The organism is Terriglobus sp. TAA 43 (assembly GCF_000800015.1).
GTDB lineage: Bacteria > Acidobacteriota > Terriglobia > Terriglobales > Acidobacteriaceae > Terriglobus.
In genome coordinates this window covers 14,544-29,876 of sequence record NZ_JUGR01000004.1, presented here as the reverse complement: position 1 = coordinate 29,876, position 15,333 = coordinate 14,544, and the positions used below count along the sequence as shown (strand labels likewise).

At 58.6% G+C, this 15,333-nt stretch carries 13 protein-coding genes; 6 read left to right on the top strand and 7 right to left on the bottom strand.

The window, feature by feature from the left end; all coding sequences use genetic code 11:
* Positions 1-225: 225 nt before the first annotated feature.
* Complete coding sequence (locus tag M504_RS19400; protein ID WP_047497521.1) at positions 226-627, bottom strand: DUF2237 family protein; 402 nt, start codon at positions 625-627, stop codon at positions 226-228.
* A 65-nt stretch (positions 628-692) separates the two neighbouring features.
* Here M504_RS19400 and M504_RS19395 point away from each other — a divergent pair, with 65 nt between their 5' ends.
* Complete coding sequence (locus tag M504_RS19395; RefSeq protein ID WP_084214580.1) at positions 693-1,817, top strand: glycoside hydrolase family 76 protein; 1,125 nt, start codon at positions 693-695, stop codon at positions 1,815-1,817.
* Positions 1,818-1,893: 76 nt separating this feature from the next.
* On the opposite strand, the gene M504_RS19390 is transcribed toward M504_RS19395, so the two are convergent.
* Positions 1,894-3,525 carry an ABC-F family ATP-binding cassette domain-containing protein gene (locus tag M504_RS19390; RefSeq protein ID WP_047497518.1) on the bottom strand — a complete coding sequence of 544 codons (1,632 nt, stop codon included), beginning with the start codon at positions 3,523-3,525 and terminating at the stop codon, positions 1,894-1,896.
* A gap of 170 nt (positions 3,526-3,695) precedes the next feature.
* On the opposite strand from M504_RS19390, the gene M504_RS21585 reads away from it, so the two are divergent.
* Positions 3,696-5,078, top strand: a complete 1,383-nt coding sequence (locus M504_RS21585; protein ID WP_198137714.1) for a DUF805 domain-containing protein — start codon at positions 3,696-3,698, stop codon at positions 5,076-5,078.
* Here M504_RS21585 and M504_RS19380 read toward each other — a convergent pair whose 3' ends face one another.
* Both M504_RS19380 and trpD read right to left on the bottom strand, forming a co-directional pair.
* Positions 5,079-5,858: an SDR family NAD(P)-dependent oxidoreductase gene (locus tag M504_RS19380; RefSeq protein ID WP_047497515.1), complete on the bottom strand. Its 780-nt coding sequence runs from the start codon at positions 5,856-5,858 to the stop codon at positions 5,079-5,081. It lies immediately after the preceding gene.
* A gap of 56 nt (positions 5,859-5,914) precedes the next feature.
* Positions 5,915-7,012 carry an anthranilate phosphoribosyltransferase gene (gene trpD, locus M504_RS19375; protein ID WP_369792923.1) on the bottom strand — a complete coding sequence of 366 codons (1,098 nt, stop codon included), beginning with the start codon at positions 7,010-7,012 and terminating at the stop codon, positions 5,915-5,917.
* An 82-nt stretch (positions 7,013-7,094) separates the two neighbouring features.
* On the opposite strand from trpD, the gene sucC reads away from it, so the two are divergent.
* From sucC to ndk, 4 genes are all read left to right on the top strand, one after another.
* Positions 7,095-8,273, top strand: coding sequence for an ADP-forming succinate--CoA ligase subunit beta (sucC, locus tag M504_RS19370; RefSeq protein ID WP_047497512.1), 1,179 nt, complete (start codon positions 7,095-7,097; stop codon positions 8,271-8,273).
* Positions 8,273-9,145: a succinate--CoA ligase subunit alpha gene (sucD, locus tag M504_RS19365; RefSeq protein WP_047497509.1), complete on the top strand. Its 873-nt coding sequence runs from the start codon at positions 8,273-8,275 to the stop codon at positions 9,143-9,145. Before sucC ends, sucD begins: the two co-directional genes overlap by 1 nt.
* 199 nt (positions 9,146-9,344) lie before the next feature.
* Positions 9,345-10,682: a nitrogen regulation protein NR(II) gene (locus M504_RS21580; RefSeq protein WP_052201086.1), complete on the top strand. Its 1,338-nt coding sequence runs from the start codon at positions 9,345-9,347 to the stop codon at positions 10,680-10,682.
* Positions 10,683-10,739: 57 nt separating this feature from the next.
* Positions 10,740-11,156 (top strand): nucleoside-diphosphate kinase, encoded by a 417-nt coding sequence (gene ndk / locus M504_RS19350; protein ID WP_047497502.1) that lies wholly within the window; start codon positions 10,740-10,742, stop codon positions 11,154-11,156.
* Between the two features lie 73 nt (positions 11,157-11,229).
* Here the strand turns inward: ndk and M504_RS19345 are convergent, their stop codons facing one another.
* Genes M504_RS19345 through M504_RS19335 form a run of 3 tightly spaced genes read right to left on the bottom strand, consistent with a single transcriptional unit; the run spans position 11,230 to position 15,317 of the window.
* On the bottom strand, positions 11,230-13,209 hold the full coding sequence (locus M504_RS19345; protein WP_047497499.1) for a DUF4097 family beta strand repeat-containing protein: 1,980 nt from the start codon (positions 13,207-13,209) through the stop codon (positions 11,230-11,232).
* A gap of 6 nt (positions 13,210-13,215) precedes the next feature.
* Positions 13,216-14,517: a hypothetical protein gene (locus tag M504_RS19340; protein ID WP_047497497.1), complete on the bottom strand. Its 1,302-nt coding sequence runs from the start codon at positions 14,515-14,517 to the stop codon at positions 13,216-13,218.
* Positions 14,514-15,317 (bottom strand): anti-sigma factor, encoded by an 804-nt coding sequence (locus tag M504_RS19335; protein WP_156994050.1) that lies wholly within the window; start codon positions 15,315-15,317, stop codon positions 14,514-14,516. Before M504_RS19335 ends, M504_RS19340 begins: the two co-directional genes overlap by 4 nt.
* Between the last annotated feature and the right edge of the window lie 16 nt (positions 15,318-15,333).

Genomic DNA, 15,333 nt, shown 5'->3' with positions numbered 1-15,333 from the left:
GCGATTTTTTGCGCTTCGATCGAGTATTTTCTTCCGTTCAAGTAAGTCGAAAGCGCAAATTAGGGTGATATTTCTACGGTCGAGCAGGCTTACACCCTATGTCAAGCACGAATTATGAAAAGAAAGTGAACGGACGCAGGTTGTCGCAGGAAAACCCGTACTTCTATGGCAGAATGTACGAATTTCCTAAAAATCATAGGCTTACGGCTGTTTCAGCCGTCGCGACTAATGCAACTTATCCGGAATAACAGCGTGCTGCAAAAGTAGTTCAAACGGAACTATCCGCAGCGTATTTTCGTGCGTCGCTTCCAGCACTACAGGGCATGCCGCACCCGCCTCAAAAACCTGCAACCAACGTGCGGCGCATACACACCAGCGATCGCCCGGCTTCAAGCCCGGAAAGCCAAACTGCGGCATCGGAGTGCTCAGGTCGTTGCCCAGGCGCTGGGACGCGGCAAGGAACTCCTCAGTGACCACGCAGCACACGGTGTGCACACCAACATCGTCCGGACCGGTGTCGCAGCATCCGTCCCGGTAGAAGCCGGTCATGGGATCGCAGCCACATGTCTGCATCGGCTGGCCCAATACGTTCTTCGATTCCGCCTTGACGGGTTCCACAAAAGACATGCGACACTCCTTGTTCCAGTATAGGAGCGAGACAGAGCCATCGCACAGCCGGTACAACTGTGAGCATGTTTCTGCGACGCTTCCTTCTCGCTGCTCTCGCTCTTATCGCGGTTTCGCTCTCGGCACAGCAACCATCCGTCCCGCACAAAGAAGCGATCCGTCGCGTAGAAGCCGGCATCACGGCGCTGCAGCGCTGGTACGTGCAACGCACGGGGTTGTATCAGACCACCGGATGGTGGAACTCTGCCAACGCCATCACCATGTTGGTGGATGCGATGCACGCGGGCCTGCCTCACGCGAACGAAGCAATCGTAAGCAACACCTTCACGCAGGCTCAGATCGTTGTGCCCAAGTCGGAACAGACCGGCGAACTGGCAAAGATGAGCGGCAATACCGGTTTCCTGAACGAGTTCTATGACGACGAAGGTTGGTGGGCGCTCGCGTGGATCGACGCCTATGACCTCACATCCAAGCCACAGTACCTCGCCATGGCGCAGTCCATCTTTCACGACATGCAGGGCGGATGGGACGACACCTGTGGTGGCGGCATCTGGTGGAGCAAGAAGCGACACTACAAGAATGCCATCGCGAACGAACTCTTCTTTGACGTTAGCGCGTCGCTTGCACGTCGCGGGACGCATACAGATCGTGCAGATGCACTCGCATGGGCAAAGAAGGAGTGGGCGTGGTTCCAGTCCTCTGGCATGATCAACGACGACCATCTGGTGAACGATGGCCTTGAGATCAACAAGTCAACAGGCGCATGCCGCAACAACAAACGCAACGTGTGGACGTATAACCAGGGCGTTGTACTCGGAGCACTAGCGGAGTACTCACGCGCCACGCACGATGCCACAGCACTTACCGAAGCACGGACTCTGGCCGATGCCGGGCTCACGCATCTCACCGACAACAACGGCATCCTGCATGACACCTGCGAGCCCAAGTGCAGAGCCGATGCGAACCAGTTCAAGGGCATCTTTGTGCGCAACCTACGCATTCTCGATCACGAGCTACACGAACCCCGCTATCGTGCCTTCTTTGCCACCAACGCAACCAGCATATGGGAGCATGCGCGCAACGAAAAGGATCAGCTTGGCGTTGCCTGGAACGGACCTCCCACAGAACTCAACGCAGGCACACAAGTTTCCGCGTTGGACGCACTCGTAGCAGCCGCAAGTGATCGATAGAAAACTGGCTAGAAAACAACGTGCAAAAAGAAAGCGGCCACTGAAAAGTGGCCGCTTCATTCCTGCTGCGAAAGAACTACTTCGCGTCCAATGCCAGCTGCTGCTGATATTCCTCGTAGGGCCCCTTGTGATCGGTGATCTGGCCATGCTCGAAGTGCCAGATACGCGTGCCCACTTCCTCAATCAGATCCTGATCATGCGTGACGAGCAGGACAGTGCCTTCGTACTTTTGCAGCGACTGGTTCAGCGCATTGATGCTTTCCAGGTCGAGATGGTTCGTCGGTTCATCCAGGATCAGGATGTTCGGCTTCTGCATCATCAGTTTGCAGAACAGCAGACGTGCAGCCTCTCCACCGGAGAGTGCGTCGGTCTTCTTCAAACCTTCTTCACCGCGGAACAACATCTGTCCCAGGATGCCGCGAATCTCTTCCGTGGACTTCTTCGGATCGAAGCCGTGCAACCACTCTGACACTGTGGTTCCGTGTTGAATGGCAGCCTTATGGTCCTGAGCAAAGTAACCAATCTGCGCTTCATGGCCCCACTTCACTTCGCCCTGCGTGCGCGGGAAATCATTGTCCTGCAGATCAGGCATGCCGCTCAGCAACGATTTCAAAAGTGTCGTTTTGCCGGTACCGTTACGGCCCATCAGGATTACCTTTTCACCACGCATCAACTGCGACGTGAATGGTTTGAACACTGGTCCTGACGTGCCATCGGGAGCAGGCGTGTCATAGGTGTGTGTCACGCCTTCCACTTCCAGCACATGCTTACCGCTGGGGCGCAGCATGTCAAAGCGGATGAACGGGCGTTGAATGTTAGAGCGCGCCAGGTCCGTCGTGGCAAGACGCTCCACTTCCTTCTTACGCGAATTCACCTGCGACGACCGAGTACCAGCGCTGAATCGCGCGATGAAGTCGTTCAACTGCGCAATCTTCTTCTCGCGCTCTTCATTCTGCGATTCAATGCGAGTGCGAACGCTGACCTTCTGCATCACCATGTCGTCATAGCCACCGGTGTAGGTGATGATCGTTTGGTAATCGATGTCTGCCGTGTGCGTGCAGACCGCGTTCAAGAAGTGGCGATCGTGCGAGATCGTAATGAGTGTTCCGCGATACGCCAGCAGAAAGTCCTGCAGCCAGTGGATCGACTCGAGATCGAGATAGTTCGTCGGTTCGTCCAGCAGTAGCGCATCTGGTTCGCCGAACAGCGCCTGCGCCAGCAACACGCGGACCTTCTGGCCGCCCTGCAGCTCGCTCATCTTGCGCTCATGCACTTCATTGGGAATGTCCAGGCCCTGCAGCAGGATGGCCGCATCGGCCTCCGCTTCATAGCCGTTCTCATCGCCAACAACGCCTTCCAACTCGCCCAGGCGGATGCCGTCGTCGTCGGTCAGTTCGGCCTTGTTGTACAGGATCTCGCGCTCTTCCAACGCGGCCCACAGCGGCGCATTGCCCATGATAACGGTATCGATCACGCGATACGCGTCGAACGCATACTGGTCCTGCTTCAGCACGCCAAGCTTGCGCGGACGCACAACGGTGCCCTTCTGCGCTTCCAGTTCGCCAGTAAGGACCTTCATGAAGGTCGACTTACCCGCGCCATTGGGACCGGTCAGGCCGTAACGACGGCCTGCAATAAACTGCGTGGAAACGTCCTCAAAGAGAATCTTCGAGCCGTACCGCATCGTGACATTCGAGACAGAGATCATCACTTCAATTCTCTCATGTGGCGAATAGCGAACGAAACCCTACCCGCACCGCCCTTCTTCTGGTGCAAAATATCCATTTTGGGTCGGTGCCTAAGGACTAGCGCAGCAGTTTGCGCAGGGCTACGAAGAGTAACTGTAACCACCGAAGTTGCCATGCGATGATGGCGTGCATGACGACATGGCTGCGATTCCTGTTCTCCTTCCGAGGAACCGTTGCGCGGCGGCCATTTGCCGTAGCTGCAGTGCTTCTGGTGATGGTCAAGTACGGCATTGATTCCGCAGTGGCCGCGGATTTCGGCGTGCCTTGGCACATAACCGCATATGTGATGCCAGCGTCGACCGTAAACAGCGTCAGCATGATGCATCTGCATCCAGCGCTGTTCGCCCTTCTATGGGCGATTGCGATTCCGTTCTTCTGGGCGGGCGTTTCGCTCACGTTGCGCCGTCTTCGCGATGCCGGTCTGCCGTCCGCGCTGCTGGCGCTGTTCTTCATCCCCGTCGCCAACTTCCTGCTATTCCTTACGCTCTGTCTATCGCCTACGCAACGCGAGGACGACTCGGAAGAGGACGAAGCTTTCGTCTATCGCCCCAACGCTCCCGTGATGGGATTCACCCTGGCTGTTGGCCTGGGGATTGTGCTGGTGTGGTTCTCCGCTCGTTTTCTGGCGCAGTATGCGTGGGGGCTGTTCCTGGGCGTGCCATTCGCCATCGGCTTTGTAACTTCCTGGTTCCTGAATGCGCGCAAGGTCCGTTCATCGACGCTGACCTCGGGAGTTGCTTCAACCGCTGTGCTGGTTGTGGGTGCGTGCCTGCTGCAGTTTCGCCTGGAGGGCGTGATTTGCCTGATCATGGCAGTACCGCTTGCCGTTCCACTCGCCGTCGGTGGCGCCATGGTGGCTCGAGCCTGCCTGCTGCGCAGCGCAGAGAAACTACTGCCTCATACTGGAAGTCTGTCTTTGTGCGTCGGCATTCTTCCAATGCTCATGCTGATGGAACATGGGGTGGCCCCGCAGCCGGGGATCCGACCCGTGACCACGAGTATTGTGGTGAATGCTCCCGTTGACCGCGTGTGGGACAACGTCGTCGCATTCCCTCCGCTGCCAGCGCCCAACGAATGGGTCTTTCGCACTGGCATCGCGTATCCCACCGGAGCAACGATCACCGGCACGGGCGTAGGTGCGGTGCGTCGTTGTCGCTTCTCCACGGGCGACTTTGTGGAACCCATCACAGTGTGGGACCGCAATCACCTGCTTGCATTTGACGTGGCAGAGCAGCCCGCCGCGATGGCCGAAATCACGCTTGGTGCGGGGCCTCTGCACACGCCGCACATTGAGCGCAATTACCTTCGTTCACACCACGGACAGTTCCGTCTGGTCGCGCTGTCAGCCAACCAGACGCTATTGGAAGGCACTACCTGGTACCAGGACTACTTCTGGCCGCAGGCATACTGGCGACCATGGTCTGATGCCATTATTCATCGCATTCATATGCGCGTATTGCAGCATGTGAAACAACAGGCTGAAGTGGCCACTACCGTGGCCACAACGCCGTAGCTACCAGGCGCTCTTCACCACACCGCCGTCCACGCGTACTGGCGAACCATTGGTTCCACTTGCCTGCTCACTGCAAAGGTAGACAGCCATAGCGGCCACTTCCTCTACCTTGGCCAATCGCTTATTCAGGCTCGAAGGACGGTCCGTCGCGATGAATTGCTTTTCCACCTGCTCTACGGTGATGCCCTTTTCCTTCGCAATCTTCTCCATCATTGCGGTGACGCCTTCACTCTCCGTGGGGCCGGGCAGCAGACTGTTCACCGTCACGCCGCTCGCTGGAATCGTCTCTGCAATGCCGCGCGCCAACGCAATCTGCGCCGCTTTCGTCACGCCGTAGTGCACCATTTCTGGAGGAATCTGCACACCACTTTCGCTGGAGACAAACAACACGCGTCCCCACTTGCGTTCCAGCATGCCAGGTAAGTACTGCCGCGTCACACGCACGCCGCTGAGTACATTCGTATCCAGAAAACGCATCCACTCTGCGTCATCAATCTCAAGAAACGGCTTCGTCTCAAAGATGCCAAGGTTGTTCACCAGCACATCCACCTGCGGCAACTCGGCAAACAGTTTCGGGGTACCTTCCACCGTGCTCAGGTCGGCGGCAACGCCATGGACATCACCGGAAATTTGTTTCAGAGCAGCGTCAACACGTTCCTGCGTGCGACCGTTGATCCAGACCGTCGCGCCTTCCGCCACAAGACCCTTCGCGATCGCCAGTCCAATGCCCGCAGTCGATCCCGTAACCAGGGCGCGCTTTCCTTTGAGTCCCAGATCCATGTGCTGTCTCCTCTTCGATTCGTTAGATGGAGCCAAACATCCCAAGGGTGCGCAGGCTATTGCGTGCGGCCGTTCAACCGTGTCACAAGCGCCGTCACATCACCACAATCAATCACGCTCGCAGCACGACGCACGCCCTGCGCCAGATTCTTCACGACTCCCGCCACCAGCAACACAGCCGCCGCATTCAGAAGCACAATGTCGCGCCTAGGCCCTGTCTCACCAGCAAAGATGCTGCTCAGGATGGCCGCATTCTCGATTGCGTCGCCGCCCAACAGAGCATCCTGCGAGCGTTGCAGTCCGGCATCTTCCGGCGTCACCGTGTAACGACGAATCTGGTCTCCACGCACTTCTGCGACAACACTCTCGCCGCTCAGCGAAAACTCATCTAGGCCGCCGTCTCCGTGCACAATCAGCGCATGCTCCATGTGACCGCTAAAGGCCATCGCCTCCGCCACCATGTCCACTGTCTCCGGCGAGTACACACCCAGCACCTGCCGTGTCGTTCCGGCGGGATTCGACATCGGTCCAAGCAGGTTGAATACCGTGCGAAACGGCAACGACTTCCGAACGGGCGCCACTGCCTTCATCGCCGGATGCATCCGCGGCGCCAGCAGAAATGCAAAACCGTTAGCGCGCAATGACTCCGCTGCCGACTCCGGCGTGTGCTCCGTCTCCACACCCAGCGCATGCAGAACATCCGCCGATCCACTGCGCGACGTGATCGCCCGGTTGCCATGTTTTGCCACAGTCACGCCCGCCGCTGCCGCCACCAGCGCCACCGCCGTAGAGATATTGAACGTCCCCGAGCCATCGCCGCCCGTGCCGCATGTATCCACGGCGCGCTCGCGTTCGGCCTCAGTCAACGGCAGCAACACCGCCGCAGCACGCATCGCCGCACTGAATCCGGCAAGCTCCGCGGCAGTCTCGCCACGATCATGCAGCGACGTCAGCAGCGCAGTCATCTCGTCCGAGCTCAATCTGCCCTGCAACAACGACGTCATCAGCTCCTGCGCCTCGTCAAAACTCAGCGCATCCCCACTATCCACAACTTCCGCCAGCAATTCCTTCGCGCCCATGCCTTCCCATCGTCGCAGATCACTGCATATGAACGATAACCGAACACGCGTGCGGTAACCATTTACGCGGTTCATCGCGCTCCGCTACCATGAGCCGTGTTGCAACCAAGAGCGCTTTGTCTTGTACAAAACGCCGCGCCGGAGCTGTTTAAAGTTCATGAAGATTCACGAGTACCAGGCGAAAGAGATCCTGCGGAAGTACGGCGTCCCCGTCCCCGAGGGCGAAATGGTCACCACGCTGGAAGATGCCGACCGCGCCGCGAAGACGCTGTTTGGCGCGGGAAATCCAGTAGTAGTGGTGAAGGCGCAGATTCACGCAGGTGGCCGCGGTAAGGGCGGCGGCGTGAAGGTCACCAAGAACATCGACGCAGCCAACGAGGCTTCCAAGGCCATCCTCGGCATGCAACTCATCACGCACCAGACCGGCCCACAGGGCCAGAAGGTGCAGCGCCTGCTCATCGAACAGGGTTCAGCCATCGACCGCGAACTGTATCTCGGCGTAACGCTGGATCGCGGCAACGGCAAGCTCACCTTCATGGCATCGCGCGAAGGCGGCATGGAGATTGAGGAAGTCGCACACGAGAATCCCGATGCCATTTACAAGGAAGCGATCGAACCAGCGCTCGGCCTCCAGCCCTGGCAGGCACGCAACCTGGCATTCAAGCTTGGCCTAGAGGGTCCGCAGATCAACCAGGCCGTCAGCTTCATGATGGGCCTGTACAAGGCCTACGTGGAAACGGACTGCTCGCTGCTTGAGATCAACCCGTTCGTCACCACCAAGGACGGCAAGCTGCTCGCGCTCGACTGCAAGATCAACTTCGACGACAACGCGATGTTCCGCCACAAGGATTTGAAGGAACTCCGCGACATCAGCGAAGAAGATCCACTCGAAGTGGAAGCCAGCAAGGATTCGTTGAACTACATCCGTCTCGACGGCTCCATTGCCTGCATGGTGAACGGCGCCGGTCTCGCCATGGCGACGATGGACATCATCCAGTACAGCGGTGGATCGCCTGCCAACTTCCTCGACGTAGGCGGCGGCGCAAACCAGCAGCAAATTGAAGCTGCTTTCGCCATCCTGCTCGCCGACCCGAACGTGAAGGCGATCTTCATCAACATCTTCGGCGGCATCCTCCGCGTCGACGTGCTGGCAACGGCAGTCGTCGCCGCGGCGAAGAACCTGAACGTCACTTTGCCGCTAATCCTTCGCCTCGAAGGTACCAACGTCGAAGAAGGCCGCAAGATCCTCGCTGAGTCCGGCCTGAAGTATGCCGTTGGCGCAACGATGGCAGAAGCCGCAAAGCTCGCAGTAGAAGCTGCAAAGGGAGGCAAGTAATGGCAGTACTGGTAAACAACGAAACTCGCCTCATTGTGCAGGGCATCACGGGCCGCGAAGGCACGTATCACGCAAAGGGCTGCCAGGAATACGGCACCAAGGTCGTCGGCGGCGTAACCCCGGGTAAGGGCGGCACCACGCACGAGGGCTGGCCCGTCTTCAACACCGTGGAAGAAGCCGTGAAGGCAACCGGTGCAAACGCCACCATGATCTTCGTGCCGCCGCCGTTCGCAGCAGACGGCATCATGGAAGCCGTTGCAGCAGAAATCCCGCTGGTCGTCTGCATCACCGAAGGCATTCCGGTGCTGGACATGGTGAAGGCATGGACGGTAGTGAAGGATTCGAAGTCCATCCTCATCGGGCCGAACTGCCCCGGCGTCATTTCGCCCGGCATGGCCAAGATCGGCATCATGCCCGGCCGCATTCACAAGCAAGGCCACGTGGGCATCGTCTCCCGCTCTGGCACGCTGACCTACGAAGCCGTCCACCAGCTCACGCAGCGCGGCATCGGCCAGTCCACGGCCATCGGCATTGGTGGCGATCCCATCATCGGCACCAAGCACATTGACGCCATCAAGATGCTCAATGACGACCCCGATACCGAGGCGATCGTCATGATCGGCGAAATCGGTGGCACCAACGAAGAGATCGCCGCTGAATACATCAAGGCACACGTGAAAAAGCCGGTTGTCGGCTTCATCGCAGGCCAGACGGCGCCTCCGGGACGCCGCATGGGCCACGCCGGAGCCATCATCTCAGGTGGCGAAGGCACGGCGGAAAGCAAGATGGAAGCCATGTCTGCTGCCGGCATCCACGTTGTGAAATCGCCTGCCGACATCGGCGAAACCATGGCGCGGGTGCTCGGAAAATAAAATTACTTAACCAAAGCTGCCTAACAGGGGACGCCACACAGCGTCCCCTGTTGCCGTTTCAGGTCCTTCTTTCAGCGCCTCAAAGAACCGTGTTACCCCAAAAAAACCGCTGAATGCGTAAAAGACGACACTGCTTTGTTTTGCATCCATGTTGGTAGCAGGGTGGCTTGAGGGAGCTTCGTTGCTGTGGAGAGGCAACATGGAAAGTCCGGAACGACGACAGAACGCGCAGGAAATTCCACATGCCACGGCGAATGATCTTCTCCAGCAGGTGACAGTTGGCGTCTTTGCGATGGACGCAAAAGGCATCTGTACCCATGTCAATCCCGCTGCGGCAAGGATGTTCGGCTATGAAATTCCCGAACTCGTCGGAGCGAATCTGCATTCCCTCTTGCACGGCGGTCACGCAGGCGGGAATGTCTATGAACCCGGCTCCCGTTCGTTCCTGAATTGTGCCTCAGCAGCGCAAGAGACTCGCAACGCGAATGAAGTCCTGTGGACCAAATCGGGCGATCCCGTCCCAGTATTCGGCTCTGCCCTGCCTTTGTCCAACGGCGAAGGCACCGTGATCACAATTCAAGATGGTAGTTCGCTGCGTCATTTGCAGGAGCGTCTGGAACACGCTCAGCACGAGCAAGTGGAAGTGTTGCGCCAACGCGACGCCGCCGCCCGCATTGAACGCGACCTGGCCCGCGAAAAAGAACTGCACCAACGCGAGATCGCCGTGGCCACCGAACGAGCCGCCACGCAACAGCTTCGTGCGCAACAGCGCGCTGCAGAGGACCGTCTTCTGCAATCGGAGAAGCTGGCCGCAGTAGGCCGTCTGGCGGCTTCCATCTCCCACGAGATCAACAACCCGCTCGAAGCGGTGACCAATCTGCTCTATCTCGTGCGGAATGACCCGTCCATATCCGCAGAATCAAATGAATACCTGCGCACGGCAGAGACGGAACTCGCGCGTGTTTCGCAGATCGTGTCACAGACGCTGCGTTTTCAGCGCGCTGGAACCTCACCTACCGAAATCATTCCGGAAACCCTGATTGACTCCGTTTTGTCCCTGCATCAGGGTCGGCTCCATCACCGCCGGATCCAGATTCGCCGCAGACACCGCCCCTCGCCCATATTTCGTTGCGCGGAAGGCGATGTGCGCCAGATTCTCAACAATCTGGTGGGCAATGCGATCGATGCCATGGGCAGTGAGGGAGGCACGCTGACACTTCGAACCACTCCTGCTCGAGATCAACGAACGGGGCAACCTGGCATTCGAATTCTCGTCTCCGATACCGGGCATGGCATGCCACGCCATACCTCCGCCCATATCTTCGACCCCTTCTACACCACCAAGGGCGCTAAGGGTTCCGGCCTGGGCCTATGGATTTCCAGCACGCTCGCCAATCGAATGGGTGGCCGTATCGCCGTACGTTCCCGTACCGGCGGCGGAAGACATGGTGGCACAACATTTTCCGTCTTCATCCCAGAGGCCGTGGACTCCCAACTGCGCCCCTTAGAGGACGAACGAGCGCCCCGAGCGGCCTGATTCTGCGAAAAACGGTACAATCGTAGGGTTGAGATCAAAACTCACCTAGGGAGCACCATGTCGCAGCGCACGTTTTCCATCGTCAAGCCGGACGCCGTCCGCAAGGGTCACACCGGCGCCATCCTCGCCAAAATTGAAGAGGCTGGTTTCAAGATCGTCTCCATCAAGAAGATGTCGCTGACCGACGAGCAGGCGCAGGGCTTCTATCACGTTCACAGCGAGCGTCCGTTCTTTAAGGACCTGACCAAGTTCATGTCCTCCGGCCCCATCTTTCCCATGGTTCTGGAGAAGGACAACGCAATTGCTGACCTGCGCAAGCTGATGGGCGCCACCAACCCGGCCAACGCCGAGGAAGGCACCATCCGCAAGCAGTTCGCCGCATCCATCGAAGAGAACGCGATCCACGGCTCCGATGCCGAGGACACCGCAGCCTTCGAAATCGGCTACTTCTTCGCCGGTTACGAAGTAAAGTAGTTTCCATTTCGCAGTACAAACACTGAGGCCGCTCCCATCCGGAGCGGCCTCAGTGTTTGTATTCGCAACAGTCTTACGGTGCTTGCTTTCGAGCCTCGCGTGCCATCTGGTCGGCCTGCTCTTTCGCTCTTCGAGCAGCATCGCGCGACAATTGATCGGCCTGCTTCTGCTTTTCGCGCGCTTCCTTCATCTTTTCCCGGGCCTGCTCCATCTCCCGCCGCGCCTGGTCTCGCTGCTCGCGCGTCAGGTCCTTTGCATCCTCCAGCGACTTCTGGCTGGCCGCAAGCGCATCCTCCGCCTGCTTCAACGCATTTGCGGTGATCGCATTGACGTCCGGCATGGGGATGGTGATGGCATCCGGGGGTGTCGGAGGAATCGGCACACCCGACAGCTTCTGCGGCGCAGGTGGAGGTGTCAGTCCGCCTGTCGTGTTGCGGCTCACGGAGATGTCACCGTGCGAGGTGTTGATTCTCACCTGCGGTCCACCACCATTCACATTGCCCGTCAGAATGCCTTTACCCGGCGAATTCGTGGAACCGAATTCGCTGTGCACGTCACCATCGCTGGTCTCTGCTTGGAGGTTGAACTTGCCCTTATCCGGCAGGGTCAGCGTCACAGAGCCATTCTGGTTATCGATGGTGATCAAACCAACTGGCAACGCTGTATCCACCCGCACATCACCGTGGTTGTTTACTACCTTCAGTTCGCCGGACACCTTGTCCAGAGTCACATTGCGGCTGCGTGTCTGAACCAGCGCAGGCCCAACCACCTGGTCCGCCTCAATTTCATCGCGATCAATGGAGAAGCTGCCGTACAGCCGCGCGAAGCTCAGATCGGTACGGCTGCTCTTGTAGGTAACAGGTCCGCTCACACGCTGTACATTCGATCCACCAAAGAAGTCACCATGAATCGTGGCGCTACCCGTAATGTCGGTCAACGTCACTTCATTGCCCGTGCCATCGACAGTGGTATCACCTGCAACGCTGCGTATGCCGATGTCGTGATGCCGATTATTCCCATGCACCTGCACTGGTCCCGTAATAGCGGCCACTTCTACGTCGCCGTTGTCGGATGTCACCACCAGCGGAGCCTTCATGTTCGTCACATGAACATCGCCACGGGTGCTGTTCAGCAGGAGATGCGTTGCGGGAGGCACCAGCAGAGTCACATCAGCCGTACCGCCTTGCACCGTTGGAACGCGCAGAGTCAGGTTGTCGTCCGCACCTTCAAACACTGGCGAAAGATCGCGCATCCGATCCGACGCCGCGTTATCCGAATTGGTGTAAACCGACTTGTGTACCGAGAGATGGATCTGCCCGTCATCGCTCGTTCCCGCGACGGAGATATCGCCGCGCGGATTCACGATCGACAGCGATCCACCGGCCTGAATCGTCCGCAGCATCGGCGCTGCATCTTCCTCGTGCTTCTGTCCGAAGAAGTGTTCCATCCCTTCGCCCTTGAAGCCAAAGAACTGCATGCCGTTGTTATCTGCGCGCCACTGTAACGTGTGTGTTGCCAGGCCAACACAGGCCAGCACCACCAGTACGAAAATCACACCGCCACCAATGCTGTAACGCATCGGCGGTGCATCCGCAGGAGCCATGGCACGATCAATGGCCCACTCCGCCAGCCGCAACACACCTACCGCGATGAACAGCAACGGCCACCAGTGTGCGTACCAGTTAAAAAAGCCAACGGCAGAGATCTTGTCCGAGTGAATCAGGAAGAAGATCACACCAATCGTAATCAGCAGTATCGGTCCGATCAGCGAAGTCCGCCGCTGACCGCGCCAGTACATCTTTATCTGATCGCGCTGCACACGGGCCTGCATTTTCCACGCCGCTGCCGCTGCTTTCTGCTGCGCTCGGCCCTGGCGATCGGCCACCCGCTGCTGATCGCGATAAAACCGCTGCTGCGCCTTCTGCCAGCGTGGATCATAACGCGGATCACGGCTGGGATCATAGCGTGGGTCGTTAACGTTAGTGGGATCGAACGGCGCGTTCGGATCGCCGCTGGGAGGATAGGGAGGCTGGTTTGGAGGTGTCGTGCTCATGGCTCTTTACCGTCCTTCCTCATCGTTGCCGATGTGCAGATCATTCTCTGGCCGCGTGTACTTCGGAACAATCGAAACCGGCTCATCCTTCGATGCAACCGGCTCCGTTACGGGAGGAGCGGGCTGTCCCGGATATCCGGGATAGCCCGGATAACCCGTCGTGGTGCGGCTCTGCGTTACACGTTCCACCAGCAGGAGCCCACCCAGCGCAATCAGGAACACCGCCCCAAACAGCTGACCATGCAACACATGCAGTCCCTGCAGGAAAACCAGTAGTCCGACGACAAACACAATGGCAGCTCCGCGATAGGCTCGGACATTGCTGAACTCCAGCTCGGGCGAACCTTCGGGATACAGGTACCGCAGTGCCGTGTGACGGCGATAGATCAGGAATGCACCCAACCCCATCAGGAACAGGCCGCCGGTCGCTTCGCCTTCCAGGCCAGAGAACGGCCGCAAAGAACCCAGCAGGGCAAAGATTCCAAGACCAATGAGCCAGAACGCACCGGCAGGAATCTGCTTGGCCGGAGGCACGATAGGCATCGGCGGAACAGGAGGGACGGGAGGCATGCCATAGGCCGGAGGAGGCACAGGCGGCACACCATACGCTGCCGGGTCATACGGCGGCGCATAACCCGCAGGCGGAGGCGCGTATCCAGCAGGCGGCGCGGTCGTCGTCGAGCTCTGCGAATACACGTTCCCCGCGGGATCTACCTGGTAGGTGCTCGTGTTTCCAGCTGCATCCGTACGTGAGTAGTAGCTAGCTCCGGTCGCTGCATCGTAGCGCGTCTCTTCCATCGCCGGTGCAGCACCAGGCATACGGCCCACGGTCTGCGACCACGTACGGTTCAGGTCAGGATGAGAGTGCGGCTGAAACCCAAAGCGTTCGCCAATGTTGTTCAGTCCGAAGGGATCTGGCAACGGACGACCATCACGGCGCGCCAGTGCTGTCTGGTAAGACTCAAAAGCCATGTAGACCATCCAGCCAGCAACGAAAATCCCAAATATATCGCTGACGTGATTGGCCAGAGAGACGAAGATCGCAAAGATCGCGATATGCGCCAACCCCTTGGCAAACTGGCCGTTGTACATGGCGCCCACACCGGGGATGCATCCCAGCAGGCCCGCCAGCAGAGGATTAGGAATATGCGTTCCCGGCGGTGGAGGATAAGCATAGGGTGGCTGAGGCGGAGGAACTGCCCCTGCCGGGTCATAATTCGTACCGTGCGTACCCATCTGCGGGTCGTAACCCGCGGAAGCACCCGGCGCAGTGTAGCCCTGCTGATTGCTGTTGTCCTGGATGCTCATGCTTGCTCTCCTTTTCCGCGATGATCCACTGCGGAAGTCTCTCTGCTGCTCTGCACTTCCTGGAAGTGCGGGTGGTGCCAATCGACGTGCAGTTCGTGTCTGGGAAAGGGTGAACTGCTGCGAGGCTGTCCAGAGGGTACGGGACGCTGTTCCGAATCGTCCTTCTTCTCCGGTTGGTTGGTAACACCGCGTTGCGTTCCGCTGTCGGTATCTCGCTGCATCTCACGCACACGCGATTCCAACTCGTACACCACGCGAAGATTGTCGTAATACCGCACCACCTGGCTGTTCATGCTCCAGAAGCTGCGGCGAAGACTAGAAGGCTTCAGGTCGCTTGCACGCAACGCACCAACGTGAACGCCAAACAGATTCAAAGTCAGCGCAATGGAGAAGAACGCCATCGCGGCCGTCATGGCAAAGCGCGGTTGCATCACCGTATGCACCATGCGCGCCCATGCATTCTTGGGTTCCGGTGCACGGAAGGGCAGAACCTTTGCGCCCTGGCTATGCCCGAACAGAGACCCCGAATGCGCCACCTGTGCCGCCATCGCGCTGGCCAGACCTTCATTGCCACTGGTCCGCATCAGGATGCGCGCCACCATGTTCGCTGGGGGAACCGGTTCTTCCTCCTTCAGCATGTCCATCCATGCATCGCCCTTGCGAATTTCTTCGTAGAGCTTTTCGCACGACGGGCATTCGGCCAAGTGCAGGCGGAAATGCGTATCGTCTTCGGCCAGCAGAACGCCGTCCGCGGCGTCAAGCAGCATCGTCTCGCACTGCGTGCAGGTGAGCCGGCTCATGCGCTTCTTTCCTCCC